Below are 15,544 nucleotides of genomic sequence, written 5' to 3' on the forward strand. Positions count from 1 at the left end.
CGCCGGTATCAATAGGGGCATATTCATAAGCAACGGTGTTCCCCTGCGCATCATTGATCGTGTCTTGTGTCATCAAGCGGCCGGCGCGTGCATCGACCTCGGATGCAGAAAAATTCTGAGACTTGAATTTTGCCGGCAATATTTTGCTGCATCCGATAACTGTAAGCGACAGGATGCCCACAAAAAACAGCCCTAAAACAGACATACAAATTTTCTTTCGATTCTGATACATGTCATTCTCCAAATGAGTTACTTCATCTGATGACGATGAATTTTTTATAAATACTTTGACCGATTTTATAGTGCGGATCAGCAACTGGTCCCGACGTGACCTCAAAATATGCTATGTATAAACCGCTCGCCACAACCTGAGCGGAAGAAGTCAACAGATCCCATGTTTCGTCACCGCTGCCGTTCGTATGGTTGATCGTCTGAACCAAATCGCCGTTCTCAGTAAATATTCTGATGATGCAGTACGACGGTAAATTAAAAAAGGCTATACGATTCCACACCGAAATATCCGTCCCGAATTGAATTGCTCTTGCGGATATGTTGTATGGATTTGGGACTACACGTATTGCCGAGAGGCTGTATTGATCGGGGCTCCCAGGTTTACCGCCTTCAGGACGCATCAAAAATGCCGGGGTATTGGTCATAGTGTAAAACTTGCTGCTTACCAGGGGCACACCCGGCTCAACGGTGTTTGTTGAACCATCGTCTTTCGTTTGGACATAGTAAAAATAGTTGAACCCTCGTTTGGGAGACTTATCCAGATAGGTGCGGAATCCATTCGCAGCGGGGAATTTGCTCAGGGTCGATGCATCGCATGAGTCGATGGCTGTAAATATAGTATCAGTCTTGGTATCGGCCCTGTAAATCAAATAGCCGTTGAAATGAGGAGCCGATTCAGCGCTGGTCGACCACTGAAGAGTTATCATGTTGCCGCCGGACGTAACTCGAAATCCATCCGGTGGAGGAGGAGGCTGAGGAATGCCATAGCTGCTGTTATAGTTGTCTCTCGCTCTCCTGAAGGTTTGAAGGAGTGAATCTTTTCCCGTGAATACCCATGCGTTCTTATAAATGTCCCCATCTGTAGTCGTGCCGCCGACTGTCCATGTCGGAGTTTTCCATGCGGGTGCTTTCGAAGGAAGTTGAAGCGGGGTATTTCCATGATTGTGGTACCAATTCCACCAATTGCGTGCCACCTCCTGGCTGAAATCGTGGCTTATGCCGGCTACAGCTTCGCAAATCACTATCCTCACACTATCACCCGGCGCAAGCGTATAAGGACCAAAACCCTGCTCGCTTTGATAACCACCCGTGGTTAGCCCTATCGCCGGACTTCCAGTCCAAGTGCTGGCATAATTATTTGGCCAGCCGTCGGCGTCTTCTCCTAGAGCCTCAGCCTGAGTTTGCGCGGGATGTCCCAGGGTCATCAGACCATACTGCTGCGTCATGAAATCAGGATTGAATGGCGATGATGGACTTATAGTCTGTAGTAATCCATCTGAACCTGTGTACCATGTGGTGGTCGGTTGGGTTGGATCGTCCGACTGATCGTGTGACGACTTGTCCGCATGCAAAACCATCTCACCCGTAAATCCTGTGCCGTATAGAATATGACCATCGTTGAAATCCGGTCTACCGATACAATCGGACACCGAGGTAGCAGTCGCATTTGGTCCGTAATACTCGAAGATTGCGCGGAAATCGTTCGGGGCCGCAAGTGTATGGTTCGCATCTTGCCCGATAGCGTCATCTATAGTGTTCCTTCCCCACTGGTCTCCTGAATATCCTACGCCGAGTCTGTAAGCATCGTTCGCGGCCGCAAATCTATAAGTGAAATAGAACATCACGCCTGTGAGTGTAGCCGGCGGCATCGTTCCACCGGCGTTATCGGTGAGACCGGTATTCTTGAACACGTATTCGTAAATGAAGTAGTTGTTGTTGTACTGCTGTGTCCAATTATAAACTTTCCTGTAAATCGTTATTCCTACCGGCGTATTCGCTTGATTATAAATCATCCTGTCTGAAGGAAGAGCAGGATCTACCTGGTCTTCGCCTCCAGTAAGGTTGAGATCGTTTGCGTCAAGATTGGTCGCCGGCTGTCCGTCAACAAGTACACTCGGATGGTCGAATTTACCTATGAGCTGGAATTTCACCGGAAACACTACGGAATTCATGAACATGATCGACCGCCCAAGGCAAATTACCTTGTAGGGGTATGTCAGCCCAGTCGACGGATCTTTAAAGTTGGTACAGCCGATCCACAGCGACTTGCCGACACTGTGGTCCTGAAATTGGTACTGATTATCCCATCGCAGTCCGTCATCTTGATCGGTATTAAGGTACGGACCCCTTCCTCTTCTGCCATATTCAATTTCAGATGCGCAGTTAGAAAAATACTGCGCGAGGGGGCCCACAGACAACCATTTGATCTCTTGATTCCCGCCTGTTACCTGCGCCGCCGATCTATTTGGAACGATCACTCCAACGGCGGCAAAAAGACAAAGTATTGTTACCAGTTTTGTCAGATATTTTGTAGTCATGTATCTGCTACCTTCTTTTATCAGAATTCATAATTTAGAAGTTAAAAGACAAGTTGATGCCATAATAAAACTGTCGCGGATTTAGAAAATCGAACGAGCTGTTATTAGGCATATCGATATACGCTTTGTCATCCAGGATTCTCTGCATATGACCCTGATCTACTTCCTGCCAATTGCCGTTGGCATATTGCATATATTTCCCGGTCGGCTTGTCCCAATAGATTGCGGTCGGATCAACACTGCTCAGGTTCATCCCGTAAACGTTGCCGCTGAAGAGAACCGGCTGATAATTAGCACCGTTCATTCGATAATCGCCGATGCGATCATTTCCGGGGATATTGGTGTTGTTGTAGGCAGGGTTTGACGGCAAATGCAATGATCCCATGTATGCGAGAAAATCATTGTTGTCGTAGAAGCTCTCCCCAGATAATAGTTTCTCATTCAGCAGGTTCGTGGTCTCCAAGAAGAACGTCAACGAGACAACCTTGAAATCGAAAGTCTTGTTGATTCGAAGGTTTATATTAGTGTAGTCTGTGACCTGGACATTGTTTGCTACGCCAAGAACGTTCTGCGGATTGTATGTAAGCCATTCTCCTGCTTTCCACATTCCAACCACGTTGATAATCCAGTCACCAAGCGGCGTTATGCCTGCTACCTTTGGTCCGAAGTCTTTCGGCGTTAGAAACATAATGCTTGCATTTGCACGCGGCTGCGGAACAGGCCTTTGCGAAATTTGTTGGTAAAGTGCATTTGACTGAGATTCATCGGATTCTCTCTGCAATGCTGGATTATCTGCAACTACTACCTGGCCGAATTGGCCCAGCCTGACGACCTGATAAGTATAGTTTACAAAGCCCTGTATCCAGTCGCCAGTATTCTTTCTCAAAGTTACTTCCAGTCCTCGAACGTCCGAGTAACTGTTGTTATTTGCTGCGTAGTAGTTGATACCTTTTTGATCACTTTCATAAAAGGTGAACGCTTGTTGGTCAGTAATATCGTTGTAAAAAGCCGCAAGCTGCAGGAGGTAGGCATCAGCGATGGATTGATCGAATCCCAGCTGGTACGAAATAGTTTTCGCTTGTGAAAGATTTGGATCTCCGTAATTTACCATACCCCCTGATGCTGCACGCCCCATCCTGAAGGTCTCCTCATAAGCAGGAAACTCCTTGAAGTGACCATAGTTGAAATAAAGCTTTGAACTTTCGGTGATTGGATGCGAGATGCCGAGACGAGGACTAAGAGACACATCGGGTTTCACCTTGCTTGCCGCATAGTTCACCGTGTCGCTGAAAGCACTGGAGAAGTATTGCACATCAAACGGATTGACTTGCACCCAGTCTGTATTGGGATTGCTGAGATCCAATCTCAATCCAAGATTTGCAATGAAACCGTACACCTCTATTTTGTCCTGCACGAAAGCCGACAGCCTGTAAGGACTCCAACTCTGTTTGACCCAATTCACATCACTAAAGACCGGATTTATCGTCCCATAATTCATCCGAAGGTCATAGTAAGAAAACTCTAATCCGGCTTTAACCAAGTTCTCTTCGTTCACCTGACTGGTTATGTCTCCTTTAAGGGTATATGATGCCACTTCGCTTGAGTCATGAGCGGTTGAACTATGCCCGCCGAAGAACAAGCCGGGATCGCCAAGCCCCGACAGAAGCTGCGGGCTGTAACCAGAGGGGGCCTCAGCATTGATCCAGTAGCCCGGCACTATTTCCAATTGGGCAGTATCCCTGAGGGCTATGGGACCTGTCAGATAACTTCTATGCACGCCCTCTGCACTTATCTCATAAAACGTGGATGCGGTTACAAAGTTGGTTAGCTTCCCCGAAAAAGTGTAATCACTGACGTCGGATGTTGAGTACCAAGAATCGGTATACACCCTGCTTGATCTCTGCTCATAGGTCATCCCGGCAATTTGGTCGGGTGTTCGGAGAAAATCCGCGGGGTTCCAAAATGGACTTGTACCCGGCACTTGCGAAAGCCAGGCTTGATTATAATAGCCTGCGTCGGTTGCGTTGATTGCGACGTTATAAGATTTACCGGTTGACGCACTTAACATCAACTTCATCTTCGAGCTTATGTCCGAGTTTATTTTGATTGACCAGTTATAATCCCGATAATCCGGCCTGCTAAGCGGGATCAACAGCATCTCCCTGTTCGAAACAAAACTAGTAAAGAACCGCAGATCTCCGAGCTCGTGGCTGATAATCGGGATGGGCCCGCCAAAACTGGCATCGATATTATAATCAGGCTGATTGGTTTCCGCTTCACGCCTGTGCTGATATTCATAAATACGCTGACATGCTGCCGGGGAAAGATTAACGCCCTGCTGCAAAAGGGACTGCGAGACAGCGTCCCATCCCTCAAATTGGGGATATTGATTTTGCATGTACTGGCTCCAGTTCCCATTGCCGGTGCCTGTCCAGCAAACGGCAGGATCCATGTATGGCCTATTCCACATTGAATTGGGGTCGAATTCTGATATTCCGAAATATTTTTGCTGCGGAGGACTATACTTTGTGTTGATAGAACCAAAGTAATGAGCAGCGTTTCCTTCCTTCTCTACTATATTTATGAGGCCCGACCGCACTTGACCATATTCGGCATTGAAACCGCCTCTTTCTATGGAGACTTCCTGTATGGAACTCAGCGCAATATTAGAAATAGGCTGATTATTTCTCGGGTCACGCCGCGTCACGCCATCAACCTGTAAAAGCAATTGATCTATGCTGCCGCCGCGGACTATCATTCCATTTTCTACGCCCGCCTGCAAACCGACGACGTCATTGAGAGTGGTGACCGGCAAAGCAGTTATCTCTTCCGGTTGCACTGCAGACTCGCTTGCCGACACGTCTCTTCTGATAATTTTGCGCTCAGCGATCACCTCGACACCGGTGGCTTGAATCGCCTGCGGGGTCAATTCGATATCAAGATTTGAGGTTTGATCGATGCGAACCGAAACATCGGTCACGGTAACTGTGGCATAACCGACCATGCTCGCAACAATCGTTTGGTTGCCAGGTGGGACATTCAGGATGACGTAATAGCCATCAAGACCAGTTGACGCTCCGAGTGTAGTCCCTTGTACCATCACATTCACGCCAGGAAGCGGGTCATGCGTTTCTTTGTCAACCACTTTGCCCGTGATCTTTCCAGTCGTACCGGCATAAAGCAGATTGGCAAATAGCATGAAAATCGAAAATGAAATAATAGAAATCCGACACTTAACTGACAACATTGAATTTCTCCTCTATTAGATTCCTATGAATGCTCGACTCGTATTTTAATTTGAGAAAATTGAATATGACCAAAAGAATCAGCGAAACCAGAAAGATAAAAACTGAAAATTCAAGGAAAGTGGATTGCACAAACCAACTTAAAAGGCCGCTCTCCAACTGATGGTTATTGACGATCATTTGCAGGACGACTCGCAGCAGAATAACAAACGTTCCCGACGATAAAGAGAAAAGGACACTCGCTCCGGTCACCTTGCGATTAAACAACCCCACGATAAATACTCCCGCGATCATCGCCGAGAAGTACAAAAAGATCTTGAACAATTGAATACATGAGTTCATATCCATTGTCTGCGATATCGGGATCAATAAAATTGAGATAAGGACCAAAATCATCGCCGTGATTCTGCCTACAAGTACAACTTGTCTGTCCGAAGCTTCGGGTTTACCGCTATAAAAGAAGTCGAATGTAATGAGCGCAGACGTGCTGTTAAAAACATTTGCCACGGGTATCATGAACGCTGCCACTGCTCCAATTATTAGCCCGGCACGAAGGCTATCGGGCATAGACCCATTGGAAAAGAACCAGTGCAGCGGCCCCTCCGGGTCAGTTCTCCACGCTGTCGGCGCAACAATTCCTGCCAGTAAAAAAATCAAAAGCGGGACAACTTGCAGGACCGCGCCTGCCAGCGAGCCTCTTCTGGCAGATTGCACCTCTCTAACGCTCAACATCTTTTGAACCATAAGCTGGTCCGCACACCAAAACCAAAAGCCAATTATCGGAAGGCCGATGAATAACCCCGTTCGACTGTACTCCGAAGCGCTCCCGCTGTCAAGATGGGCTGATGAGGCAATCTTGTGTGCCATCATGTTGAAACCGTTCTCCTGACTGAGAAGCCACGACATAAACCCCACCACAGCAAGGACGATGAATGCTACCTGAACTAAGTTTGCATGGATCTCTGCTTGCAGACCTCCGATTATAACATACAGCCCTGTAACCACAAGAAAGAAAAGTAGAGATGAAAAAGAATCGATCCCTGCAATGCTGTCCAACAAGATTTTCCCCATTGCAAGAATCACCACCAACCTAATTCCGACGTTGGAGAGGATGTAAATCACCGACAAAAACCGGCGGCAGTTTTTGTCAAATCTTTTCTCAAAGAACTCAGGAACTGTGTTTATCTTCATCTCCAAGTATCGTGGAACGAGTACTCTGCCGACCACGATGAGCATAACCGCGGAAATGACTGCGTAAGCAACAGGCACCTGGGATGACAACCCCGACGTTGTCAGCCCAAAAATGTAGGGACTAAAGAGAGAAGCCGCCAGCAAGGAAACGCCGAGCATCGACCAATGGGTGTTTCGATTTGCAAAGAAATAATTCTCAACATTCGCTTCCTTACCACGAGAAGCATAAATGCTGAGCGAGATAAGCAAAACAGGATACAAGAAGTACAACAGAACGGCTAGGGTAGCAAAGCCAAACAATCACAACTCCTTTTCATTTTCCTTCGCCAAGGCCTTATCAATCTGACGCAAGCGAAATTCTCCCTAAATGGCATAAATTGACTCTGAACTAGCCTCAATGAATATGCCGCCGTTGAAAAACCGCAAAAATATTCCAATTGTGGACAAAATGGAGTGAATTGCAAGTCAACCATTATCATTTTGATAAAAAGCCGGGAAAGAATCCCTTATCATTATGATAAAGTAAGAACAGCCCTTTTGAGTAAATTACATCGAATAATCAAAGCAAACTACTTTTCTTCCGCCTTACGTTGCTTTATTCCCAGTTGGTCACACATTCGATGGAAATTCGATGGTGCCATGCCCAATTTCCTGGCAGCTTCAGAATCCGATTTGGTTTTGTCCTTGACATGACTTACGTATCTCCTTCGGAAAATATTCTCCATGTCCTTCCATGTCAGGATTTCGTTTCCAAACCAAAATTCAGGGCCCGATATCGTCCCGAGATTCTTGGAGTCTAAAATATTCACGACGTCGTTTCGAGATATCCTTCCTTCACAGGAAATCAGCGCCCGTTGAATAACATTTTGGAGCTGGCGGACATTTCCCGGCCACTCGTGTGTCTGCAATACTTCAATTGCATCATGGTCAACCGACGGGACTCCTACGCCCATTTGCTCGCTGTACTTGGCTATGAAATACTCTGTCAAGGCCGGAATGTCTTCGACCCTTTCCCGGAGTGATGGCACATAGATATAAACCACGTTCAATCGATAAAACAAATCCTCCCTGAATTTTTTTTCCTCGACAGCTTTTTCAAGGTCGATATTAGTGGCCGTTATCACGCGGACATCGACCTTCATCTTGTCGGTTCTCCCGATCTTGTCTATCTCTCCGTCCTGTAAGACTCTCAGCAACTTAACCTGCGACGAAATCGGCAGCTCGCCGACCTCATCTAAGAAAATTGTCCCGTTGTCTGCCACTTCAAAAAGCCCCTTCTTGGAATTCACTGCACCCGTAAAGGATCCTTTCTCATAACCAAACAATTCACTCTCTATCAATTCATGCGGAATGCTTCCCGCATTAATTGCGACGAGATTCTCATATCTCCTTTTGCTCAAATAATGGATATGAGTCGCCACCAATTCTTTTCCCGTCCCTGAAGCTCCTGAAATCAAAACCGTCACATCCTGCTGAGCAGCCTTCTCAACATGCTTAATCAACTTCTTCACTTCGGGTGAATCGCCGATAATTTTTTTCTCATCAAGCGTGCGGTTAATAGATTGATTCAACTGCAGATTAGATTTCGATTTTTCAAGAGCGAGTCTTTTCTTTTCGTATGCGTTCAAGATCGAAAGGAGAAGATCGGTCGGCTGATAGATGTACTCTTTTATGTCCGCCGGATATTTGGTACAGAACCACATAGCACCCGCTTCGATCAATTTGTTCGCAAACCCAAAGTCAGTGAGGTTTATGGTCATCTTTGTAATGACGATGATTTCAATAAATGGATCGACCAGCTTTATTTTGCGTATCAACTTCTCGCCGTAAAGTGGTCCCACAATCTGATAATCCATGATCACCACATCGTAATCCTCTTCATGTTTCGATATAAGGTCGAGAGCAGACTGACCGTCCGCTACTATTTTCTTTATAAACAGTCTGTCCTGGAACGGTGCGAGAGTGCGTTTTATACGATTGACGTCGTAAGTTTCATCTTCAATCAGTAAAAGATTTATTGGTCTGTCAAATTGCATTTCTGTGTTTCCTATTGTTGGTTACGGAAAAAATACCGCAACCGGATTTACCCGAATTCCCCGTCGCAAACGGGAGACCTTCATTACTATTATTTAGCCGCAAGAGCATCAATGTCTTATCAGCAGCGTGAATCTGCACCCGCCTTGCTCCCTGTTGTCGGCATCGAGATCCCATCCGCATCGCTTTGCGATTTCGTATGCAAGATAACAACCGTAGCCGGCATTCTTCCCTTCTTCCTTCGTAGAAATATTCTCAAGGAAAATTTTCTTGATACCGTATTCGTTTTTTTCCAGCAAATCCGAACGTACGCCGCTGCCATTATCCTCGATTGTCAAAACGGATTTCTTTTCTCCTGAGTAATAAACGGTCTTTAGATTTATTACGATGCACGTTTGATTCGAATGATCGATCGAGTTTTGAATCAGCGGCTCGATAATTTCCCAGATAACAAATTCATTCACGGAAACCTTCGGCAAATTTCTGTCGAGATTGAATTCGAAATTTATGGTTTTTACAGGATTGGATATCCGCAGGAAAATATTATTGACGATAAATTTCAATACCTCGTTCAGGTCGGTTTTGAAAATCAGATTCCTTATGGTCTGTATCGGCGGGTTGTACCATTTCATGTCGTAGATGACTCTCGAGATAAAATTCGCGTACTTCGAAATGCGGTACTTGATTTCCTTTATGTTCTTCTCATCCGCATTTTCAACGTCCTCGTTTATAAATCCCATCACCTTCTCGGCCTTATGATAGGTATGGTAAATCCGCTTGGTGAAGAGATGCTCTTTCTTCTGAGCAATGTGCTCGCGTAAATGTTCTTCTCTTTCCTTGTACAACATCTCCCATGCCTGATCTCTCTCTATCAGCGAATACGTTGAGACATAGAAAATGGCCAAGAGACCCAAGACTATTAATGAGGAAAATAGCAGCACGGTTTCGTTAAAATTGGTTACTATCTGCTGGCTGATAACCGAAACATCCGGATGTATCCTCAAGTAAACCGCACCGGCATATTCACCGTACGGTTCCAGGGGAACGTAAACATGGAAAATGTTCTCCTTCTCCTGGAAGCTGTTGATCAGCCCCGATTTCATGATTTCACTGTGAAGTCCCGCGTACCGCGCAACAGCATACTGGTACATCGGATCGACAAGAGTATCCGGCGGCTTGTGATCGAAAAAATACGAATATATGTTTTGTCCAAGATCCATCGCAAGATATTTATTCTTGTAAGGAAAGATCACGCACATCTGTTCGACATTCCGATTCATCAAAGGTTGTTTCAATATGCTGTTCAACGCGTGAACCAGGTTTCTTTCTCGGTCCGCCGCGTCTTCGCCTTTGGTAAGCGTATTAGATTCAAGGAGCAGCTCCAATGAGGCTGTCGTCAAATTTCCTATCTGCTCTGCGGAATTCTTTTTGTACCAGGCCATGGTATCAGAAAGAAGATCCCTGAGTGTGTTTTGCTGCAGGTGAGAGACAAATACCAGGAAGACCATCAGTGCCACGAATATGACGCCGATGTGTTTCCATCCCAACCTCACATATTTCGGCTTGCTTTCCAAGTCGATCTCTTTGGAAGTATTCTTCATTTGATCAAGTTCTCCTGGTTTTTACCTGAGCCTTTCATCATTGATCTGCTTAGAAGCGGACATCAAAGCTTCACCTACCGGAATTTCCTTTTTCAATGCCTTATGAAAGTACGACGACATGATTTCCGATAAACGCGTATAATTATCGAGGGACGGGCGGTACCTTCCCCAGCTCAGCAGCTTCTCAATCTGCGCGAGCTCCCTGTGTTTCTGCAAAAAAGAGCTGTCGCTGTAGACCTCCATGTTGATAGGCAGGTATCCACCCTCTTCGTAAAGAAGTTCTTGATTTTCCTTTCGAAACATGAACTTGATGAATTCAAGTGCCTCTTCCTTTCTATTAGAAAATTCAGATATCATCAGACTCCATCCGCCGAAGACGCTGGAGGTTTTATTCCCGTCGAAATGCGGCAAAGGAGCGATATCCCATGAAGAGACCGCAGAGGTGTCCTCTAAAAAACCGCTATATTGTCTGCGGAAACCGATCCATCCCCGCAAAAAAAGTGCATTATTGTTGGTGGCATAGAGATAGCTGTTGTACTCGTCAAATTGTACCACCTCGCTTGGGGAAAATTTATAATTGTAAACAAGATCAACCATCATCTGCAGAGCTTTTCTTGCAGGTGATGTATTCAGATTGATCGGATCGTTGTAGAAAATATCGTCGCTTTCATGCTCCGAAAGCATTTCTTGAAAGCAGCACAACATCCCTTCATAATTGCCGCCGGGAAATACATAGAACAGCCCACTGTCGTATTTGCCTGGGAAGTGATTCGATGTTTTTATGCTCCTTCCGAGATTTATGAATTCATTCCATGTCATTCCATTTCGAATCCTGCTTTCGATCGAATCTCCGTGAGGGAGCTCGCGAATCAGATCCTTTCGGTAATACAGAACTCCCATGTCCAGGAAGAGAGGAAATGCAACCAGCTTATCGTTGCGCCGGCAGGTTTCGAGCGCAGACGCGTTGACATGACTAAGAGTTGAATCGTCAAAATGGTCATCCAATAGGTATCCCCATTTCGCAAATCGAGGAATCCATATCAGATCGACTGCAAAAATATCTATCCCATCGTTGCGGCTTCTGAGAGACCGGGTTAATATCTCCTTTCGATCATTCGTGGTGAAGTGGTAAAATGGAAGATTCACCGGCACAACTTCTATTTTCCCTTTGTAAAGAGCGTTAAATTTTTTTATTATCTCCAAATGTGCGTCGGAAATATTGTCGACATAATATATTTTTTTTGCGCCGAGATCTGGAAAAAGAGATATCTGAAAAGGTGAATAAATAAGAAAAATCACTGCCGTAATAGAAACGAGGATAGTAATGAGCCAAATCGGAGACTCTTTTATCGTTTTGAAAATTTTAGGCAAATTAACCTCCCAATATTAACTCCAAGGAAGATAATTCTTTTTTTCAATTAAAGCATCATTGGTGGTCACGGCGCCTAAATCCTGTCAATGAATCTCGATGCCAAAATTCAAAAATTTGCCGGAGGAATCATTCCCGTACAAATAAAGGACGCACCGGGACAATCCTTGACTTTTGACCTTTGACTTTTGAGTTGCGTTATTTTATTATGTGAAGTCAAAATCAAAATTAGGAGAACAAAACAGATGCATCTGAGCGTAATTGATCTAAGCATTATTGTGGTTTATCTGATCGGAGTCGTGCTGCTCGGGATACTCGTTACCAAGCGCGCATCAAAAAATATCCACAACTATTTCCTCGGCGGAAACGAGATGCCATGGTGGATGCTGGGCGTGTCGAACGCGTCGGGGATGTTTGATGTTGCGGGCACCATGCTCTTAGTTTACTGGCTGGCCGTCTACGGACTAAAGAGCGTTTGGCTGCCGTGGTTGTGGCCGGTATTCAATCAGATATTTTTGATGGTTTATTTATCAGCGTGGCTGAGGAGATCGAATGTCATGACCGGCGCAGAATGGATAAAGACGCGTTTCGGGACCGGGAAAGGGGCGACGTTGTCTCATATCATCGTGGTCATATTCGCTCTCATCGGAGTGATCGGATTCCTTTCGTATGGATTCAAAGGAATCGGGAAATTTGCGGTCGCATTCCTGCCTCCTCTTATTACAAGCCCGGCAACCCTGGCAAAATATCCTGAGATCAATACCGACCTTTACGCATTGATCCTGATGGGGATAACCGCGATTTACGTCGTAAAGGGCGGAATGATAAGCGTCGTTATGACGGAGGTGATCCAGTATTTGACGCTCACTCTGTGCTCGATCGCAATTGGAATCATCGCCATGGCGTATGTATCTCCGGGAACTATCAACGCCGTTTTACCGGATGGATGGAAAAGTCTCTTCTTCGGATGGCATCTGAACCTCGATTGGTCGACGATCCATTCAGCGGCTTCATCTAATCTCAACTCGTTCAATCAATGGATCACAACCGACGGATATTCCCTGTTCGGATTGTTTTTCACCATGATGCTTTTCAAAGGCATATTCGTGGCTGCCGCAGGACCGGCTCCGAATTACGACATGCAGCGTATCCTCTCGACTCGCAATCCGAAGGAAGCAGCGAAGATGAGTTCACTCGTCAACGTCGTTCTAAATCCGGCCCGGTATTTCATGGTCGCCGGCCTTACGATACTCGCCTTGACAAATTTCAATGCGCTCTACAGCGGCTCCATTTCCACCCCGGATTTTGAGACAATTCTTCCGGAAGTGCTCGCGCACTATATACCTATCGGATTGTTGGGCTTCTTGATGGCGGGGCTGATCGCGGCGTTCATGAGCAACTTTGCGGCTACGGTAAATGCAGCTCCGGCATACATTGTCAACGACATATATAAACGATACATAAACCCGAACGCACCTCCGAAGATTTACGTAAACTGGAGTTATGTGACTTCCGTTCTTGTAATAGTTGTCGGCGTCGGGATTGGTTTTATGGTAAGCTCGATCAATCAGGTCGTCCTCTGGATCGTGTCGGCATTATGGGGAGGATATACGGCGGCAAATGTGCTCAAATGGTATTGGTGGCGGTTCAACGGTTATGGATATTTCTGGGGAATGGTTTCGGGAATCGGGACCATGCTCGTCCTTCTCGTTCTGGACAATTTGAACTTAATTCCTTTCGTTCGTAACTGGCCATTGTCTAACAACTCAAGCATGAATTCCTTTCCGATCATTTTTTTGGTGTCTATCATCGGCTGCTTAGCTGCAACATTCCTGACCCCGCCCGAAAGTGACGAAGTGCTTATGCACTTCTACAGCACGGTTAACCCGTGGGGATTCTGGAAGCCGATCCGCGAAAAAGTTTCGGCGGCGAACCCGAATTTTGTCCCGAACAAAGATTTTAAGCGTGACATGTCTAATGTCGTGGTTGGGATAGTCTGGCAGGCTACGCTTGTCGCTGCACCGGTCTTCCTGGTAATTCGCGAATGGCAATCGTTTATTGCAGCGATGGTGGTCATGGTCATAACAACATTGATACTGAAGGTCAACTGGTGGGATAAATTGGAAGCGACATTCGGGGAAAAAAAGAAAGTCACAAGTGTCGGCACATCCAGCATAGAATTGGCGCCGGATAAATGAATGAATATAAGAACCATGGTCCAACGGCGACGGTGTGTCGTTTGAGCAGAGTGCAGAGTTTTTCATCCGACGATTCAGTACAGGAAAAATAAATGAAAAAAACGCAATTCAATCAGCGAATAAAGAGACTATTTGTCGTACACGAGAAGCTCATCACTCGAAAGAATATGCCGCTCAAGGAAGGCAACGGAATTTTCGTCCGCCATAAGTATCCCGTACTGACTGCGGAACACACGCCGATTTTTTGGAGATACGACCTGAACTATGAATCAAATCCGAACTTGCTTGAGCGCATGGGAGTAAATGCCACTTTCAATTCGGGGGCGATTGAACTTGGGGGAAAAATCTTATTAGCTGTCAGAGTCGAAGGAGTGGACCGGAAATCTTTCTTCGCCATTGCAGAATCAAAAACCGGAATCGACAATTTCAAGTTCTGGGATTATCCCGTGACGATGCCCGAAGTACCCGATAACCCCGATACGAACGTCTACGACATGCGTCTGGTTAAGCATGAGGACGGCTGGATTTACGGATTGTTTTGTACGGAGAGAAAAGACCCTGACGCTCCGGTCAGCGATACTTCCTCCGCAGTCGCACAATGCGGCATTGCGCGGACGAAAGATTTGAAAAAATGGGAGCGGCTCCCGGACTTAAAAACAGCGTCGCCGCAACAGAGAAATGTGGTGCTGCATCCGGAATTTGTAGATGGAAAGTATGCATTTTACACCCGGCCGCAAGATGGTTTCATTGACGCAGGAACGGGCGGGGGAATCGGATGGGGATTGTGTGAGTCGGTGGAAGATCCGAAAATTGTGAAAGAAACCATCATAGACGACAGACAGTACCACACGATCAAGGAGGTGAAGAACGGACTCGGTCCCGCTCCGATCAGGACGGAGAAAGGCTGGCTCCAACTAGCGCACGGCGTAAGAAACACCGCTGCGGGACTCCGGTATGTGCTGTACTTGTTTCTCACGGATTTGAAAGAACCCAACATGGAGATCGCGTCGCCCGGAGGATACTTTCTCGCTCCACAAAGCGAAGAAAGAATCGGAGACGTTTCGAACGTTGTCTTCAGCAATGGATGGGTCGCGAAGAGGAACGGAGAGGTCTTCATTTACTATGGATCCTCAGACACGAGGATGCACGTTGTCACAACCTCAATCAACAGACTTTTAGATTATGTGTTAAATACCCCTCCCGACAAATCTACCAGCGCCGCAAATGTTAAAATACGAAACAAGCTTATCGAGAGGAACCTTGAAGCAATCAAGAAAATAAAGGGATTATGATAGGCGTTTGTTATTCATGCCTTACATAAAATTGCGGTCCAGGAAATTGATTCTTTGAGAAATCT

Annotated in this window: 9 protein-coding genes; 2 read left to right on the top strand and 7 right to left on the bottom strand. The window is 46.0% G+C overall.

Annotated elements, in window-relative coordinates; genetic code table 11:
- The 7 genes from VLX91_07975 to VLX91_08005 all read right to left on the bottom strand — a co-directional run.
- The coding region (locus VLX91_07975) for a hypothetical protein (protein HUI30140.1) at positions 1–232 on the bottom strand (232 nt) is incomplete at its 3' end.
- A gap of 22 nt (positions 233–254) precedes the next feature.
- Positions 255–2,549 carry a hypothetical protein gene (locus VLX91_07980; protein ID HUI30141.1) on the bottom strand — a complete coding sequence of 765 codons (2,295 nt, stop codon included), beginning with the start codon at positions 2,547–2,549 and terminating at the stop codon, positions 255–257.
- Between the two features lie 34 nt (positions 2,550–2,583).
- Positions 2,584–5,796 (bottom strand): TonB-dependent receptor, encoded by a 3,213-nt coding sequence (locus VLX91_07985; protein ID HUI30142.1) that lies wholly within the window; start codon positions 5,794–5,796, stop codon positions 2,584–2,586.
- Positions 5,783–7,285: a hypothetical protein gene (locus VLX91_07990; protein ID HUI30143.1), complete on the bottom strand. Its 1,503-nt coding sequence runs from the start codon at positions 7,283–7,285 to the stop codon at positions 5,783–5,785. Before VLX91_07990 ends, VLX91_07985 begins: the two co-directional genes overlap by 14 nt.
- 269 nt (positions 7,286–7,554) lie before the next feature.
- Complete coding sequence (locus tag VLX91_07995) at positions 7,555–9,021, bottom strand: sigma-54 dependent transcriptional regulator (protein ID HUI30144.1); 1,467 nt, start codon at positions 9,019–9,021, stop codon at positions 7,555–7,557.
- 108 nt (positions 9,022–9,129) lie between these two features.
- Complete coding sequence (locus VLX91_08000; GenBank protein ID HUI30145.1) at positions 9,130–10,620, bottom strand: HAMP domain-containing sensor histidine kinase; 1,491 nt, start codon at positions 10,618–10,620, stop codon at positions 9,130–9,132.
- A gap of 21 nt (positions 10,621–10,641) precedes the next feature.
- Positions 10,642–11,991, bottom strand: a complete 1,350-nt coding sequence (locus VLX91_08005) for an extracellular solute-binding protein (GenBank protein HUI30146.1) — start codon at positions 11,989–11,991, stop codon at positions 10,642–10,644.
- A 243-nt stretch (positions 11,992–12,234) separates the two neighbouring features.
- On the opposite strand from VLX91_08005, the gene VLX91_08010 reads away from it, so the two are divergent.
- Complete coding sequence (locus tag VLX91_08010) at positions 12,235–14,187, top strand: sodium:solute symporter family protein (GenBank protein HUI30147.1); 1,953 nt, start codon at positions 12,235–12,237, stop codon at positions 14,185–14,187.
- A gap of 92 nt (positions 14,188–14,279) precedes the next feature.
- Positions 14,280–15,479 carry a glycosidase gene (locus tag VLX91_08015; protein HUI30148.1) on the top strand — a complete coding sequence of 400 codons (1,200 nt, stop codon included), beginning with the start codon at positions 14,280–14,282 and terminating at the stop codon, positions 15,477–15,479.
- Positions 15,480–15,544 lie beyond the last annotated feature (65 nt).

This window comes from Candidatus Acidiferrales bacterium (assembly GCA_035515795.1).
Lineage (GTDB): Bacteria > Bacteroidota > Ignavibacteria > Kryptoniales > JAKASW01 > JAKASW01.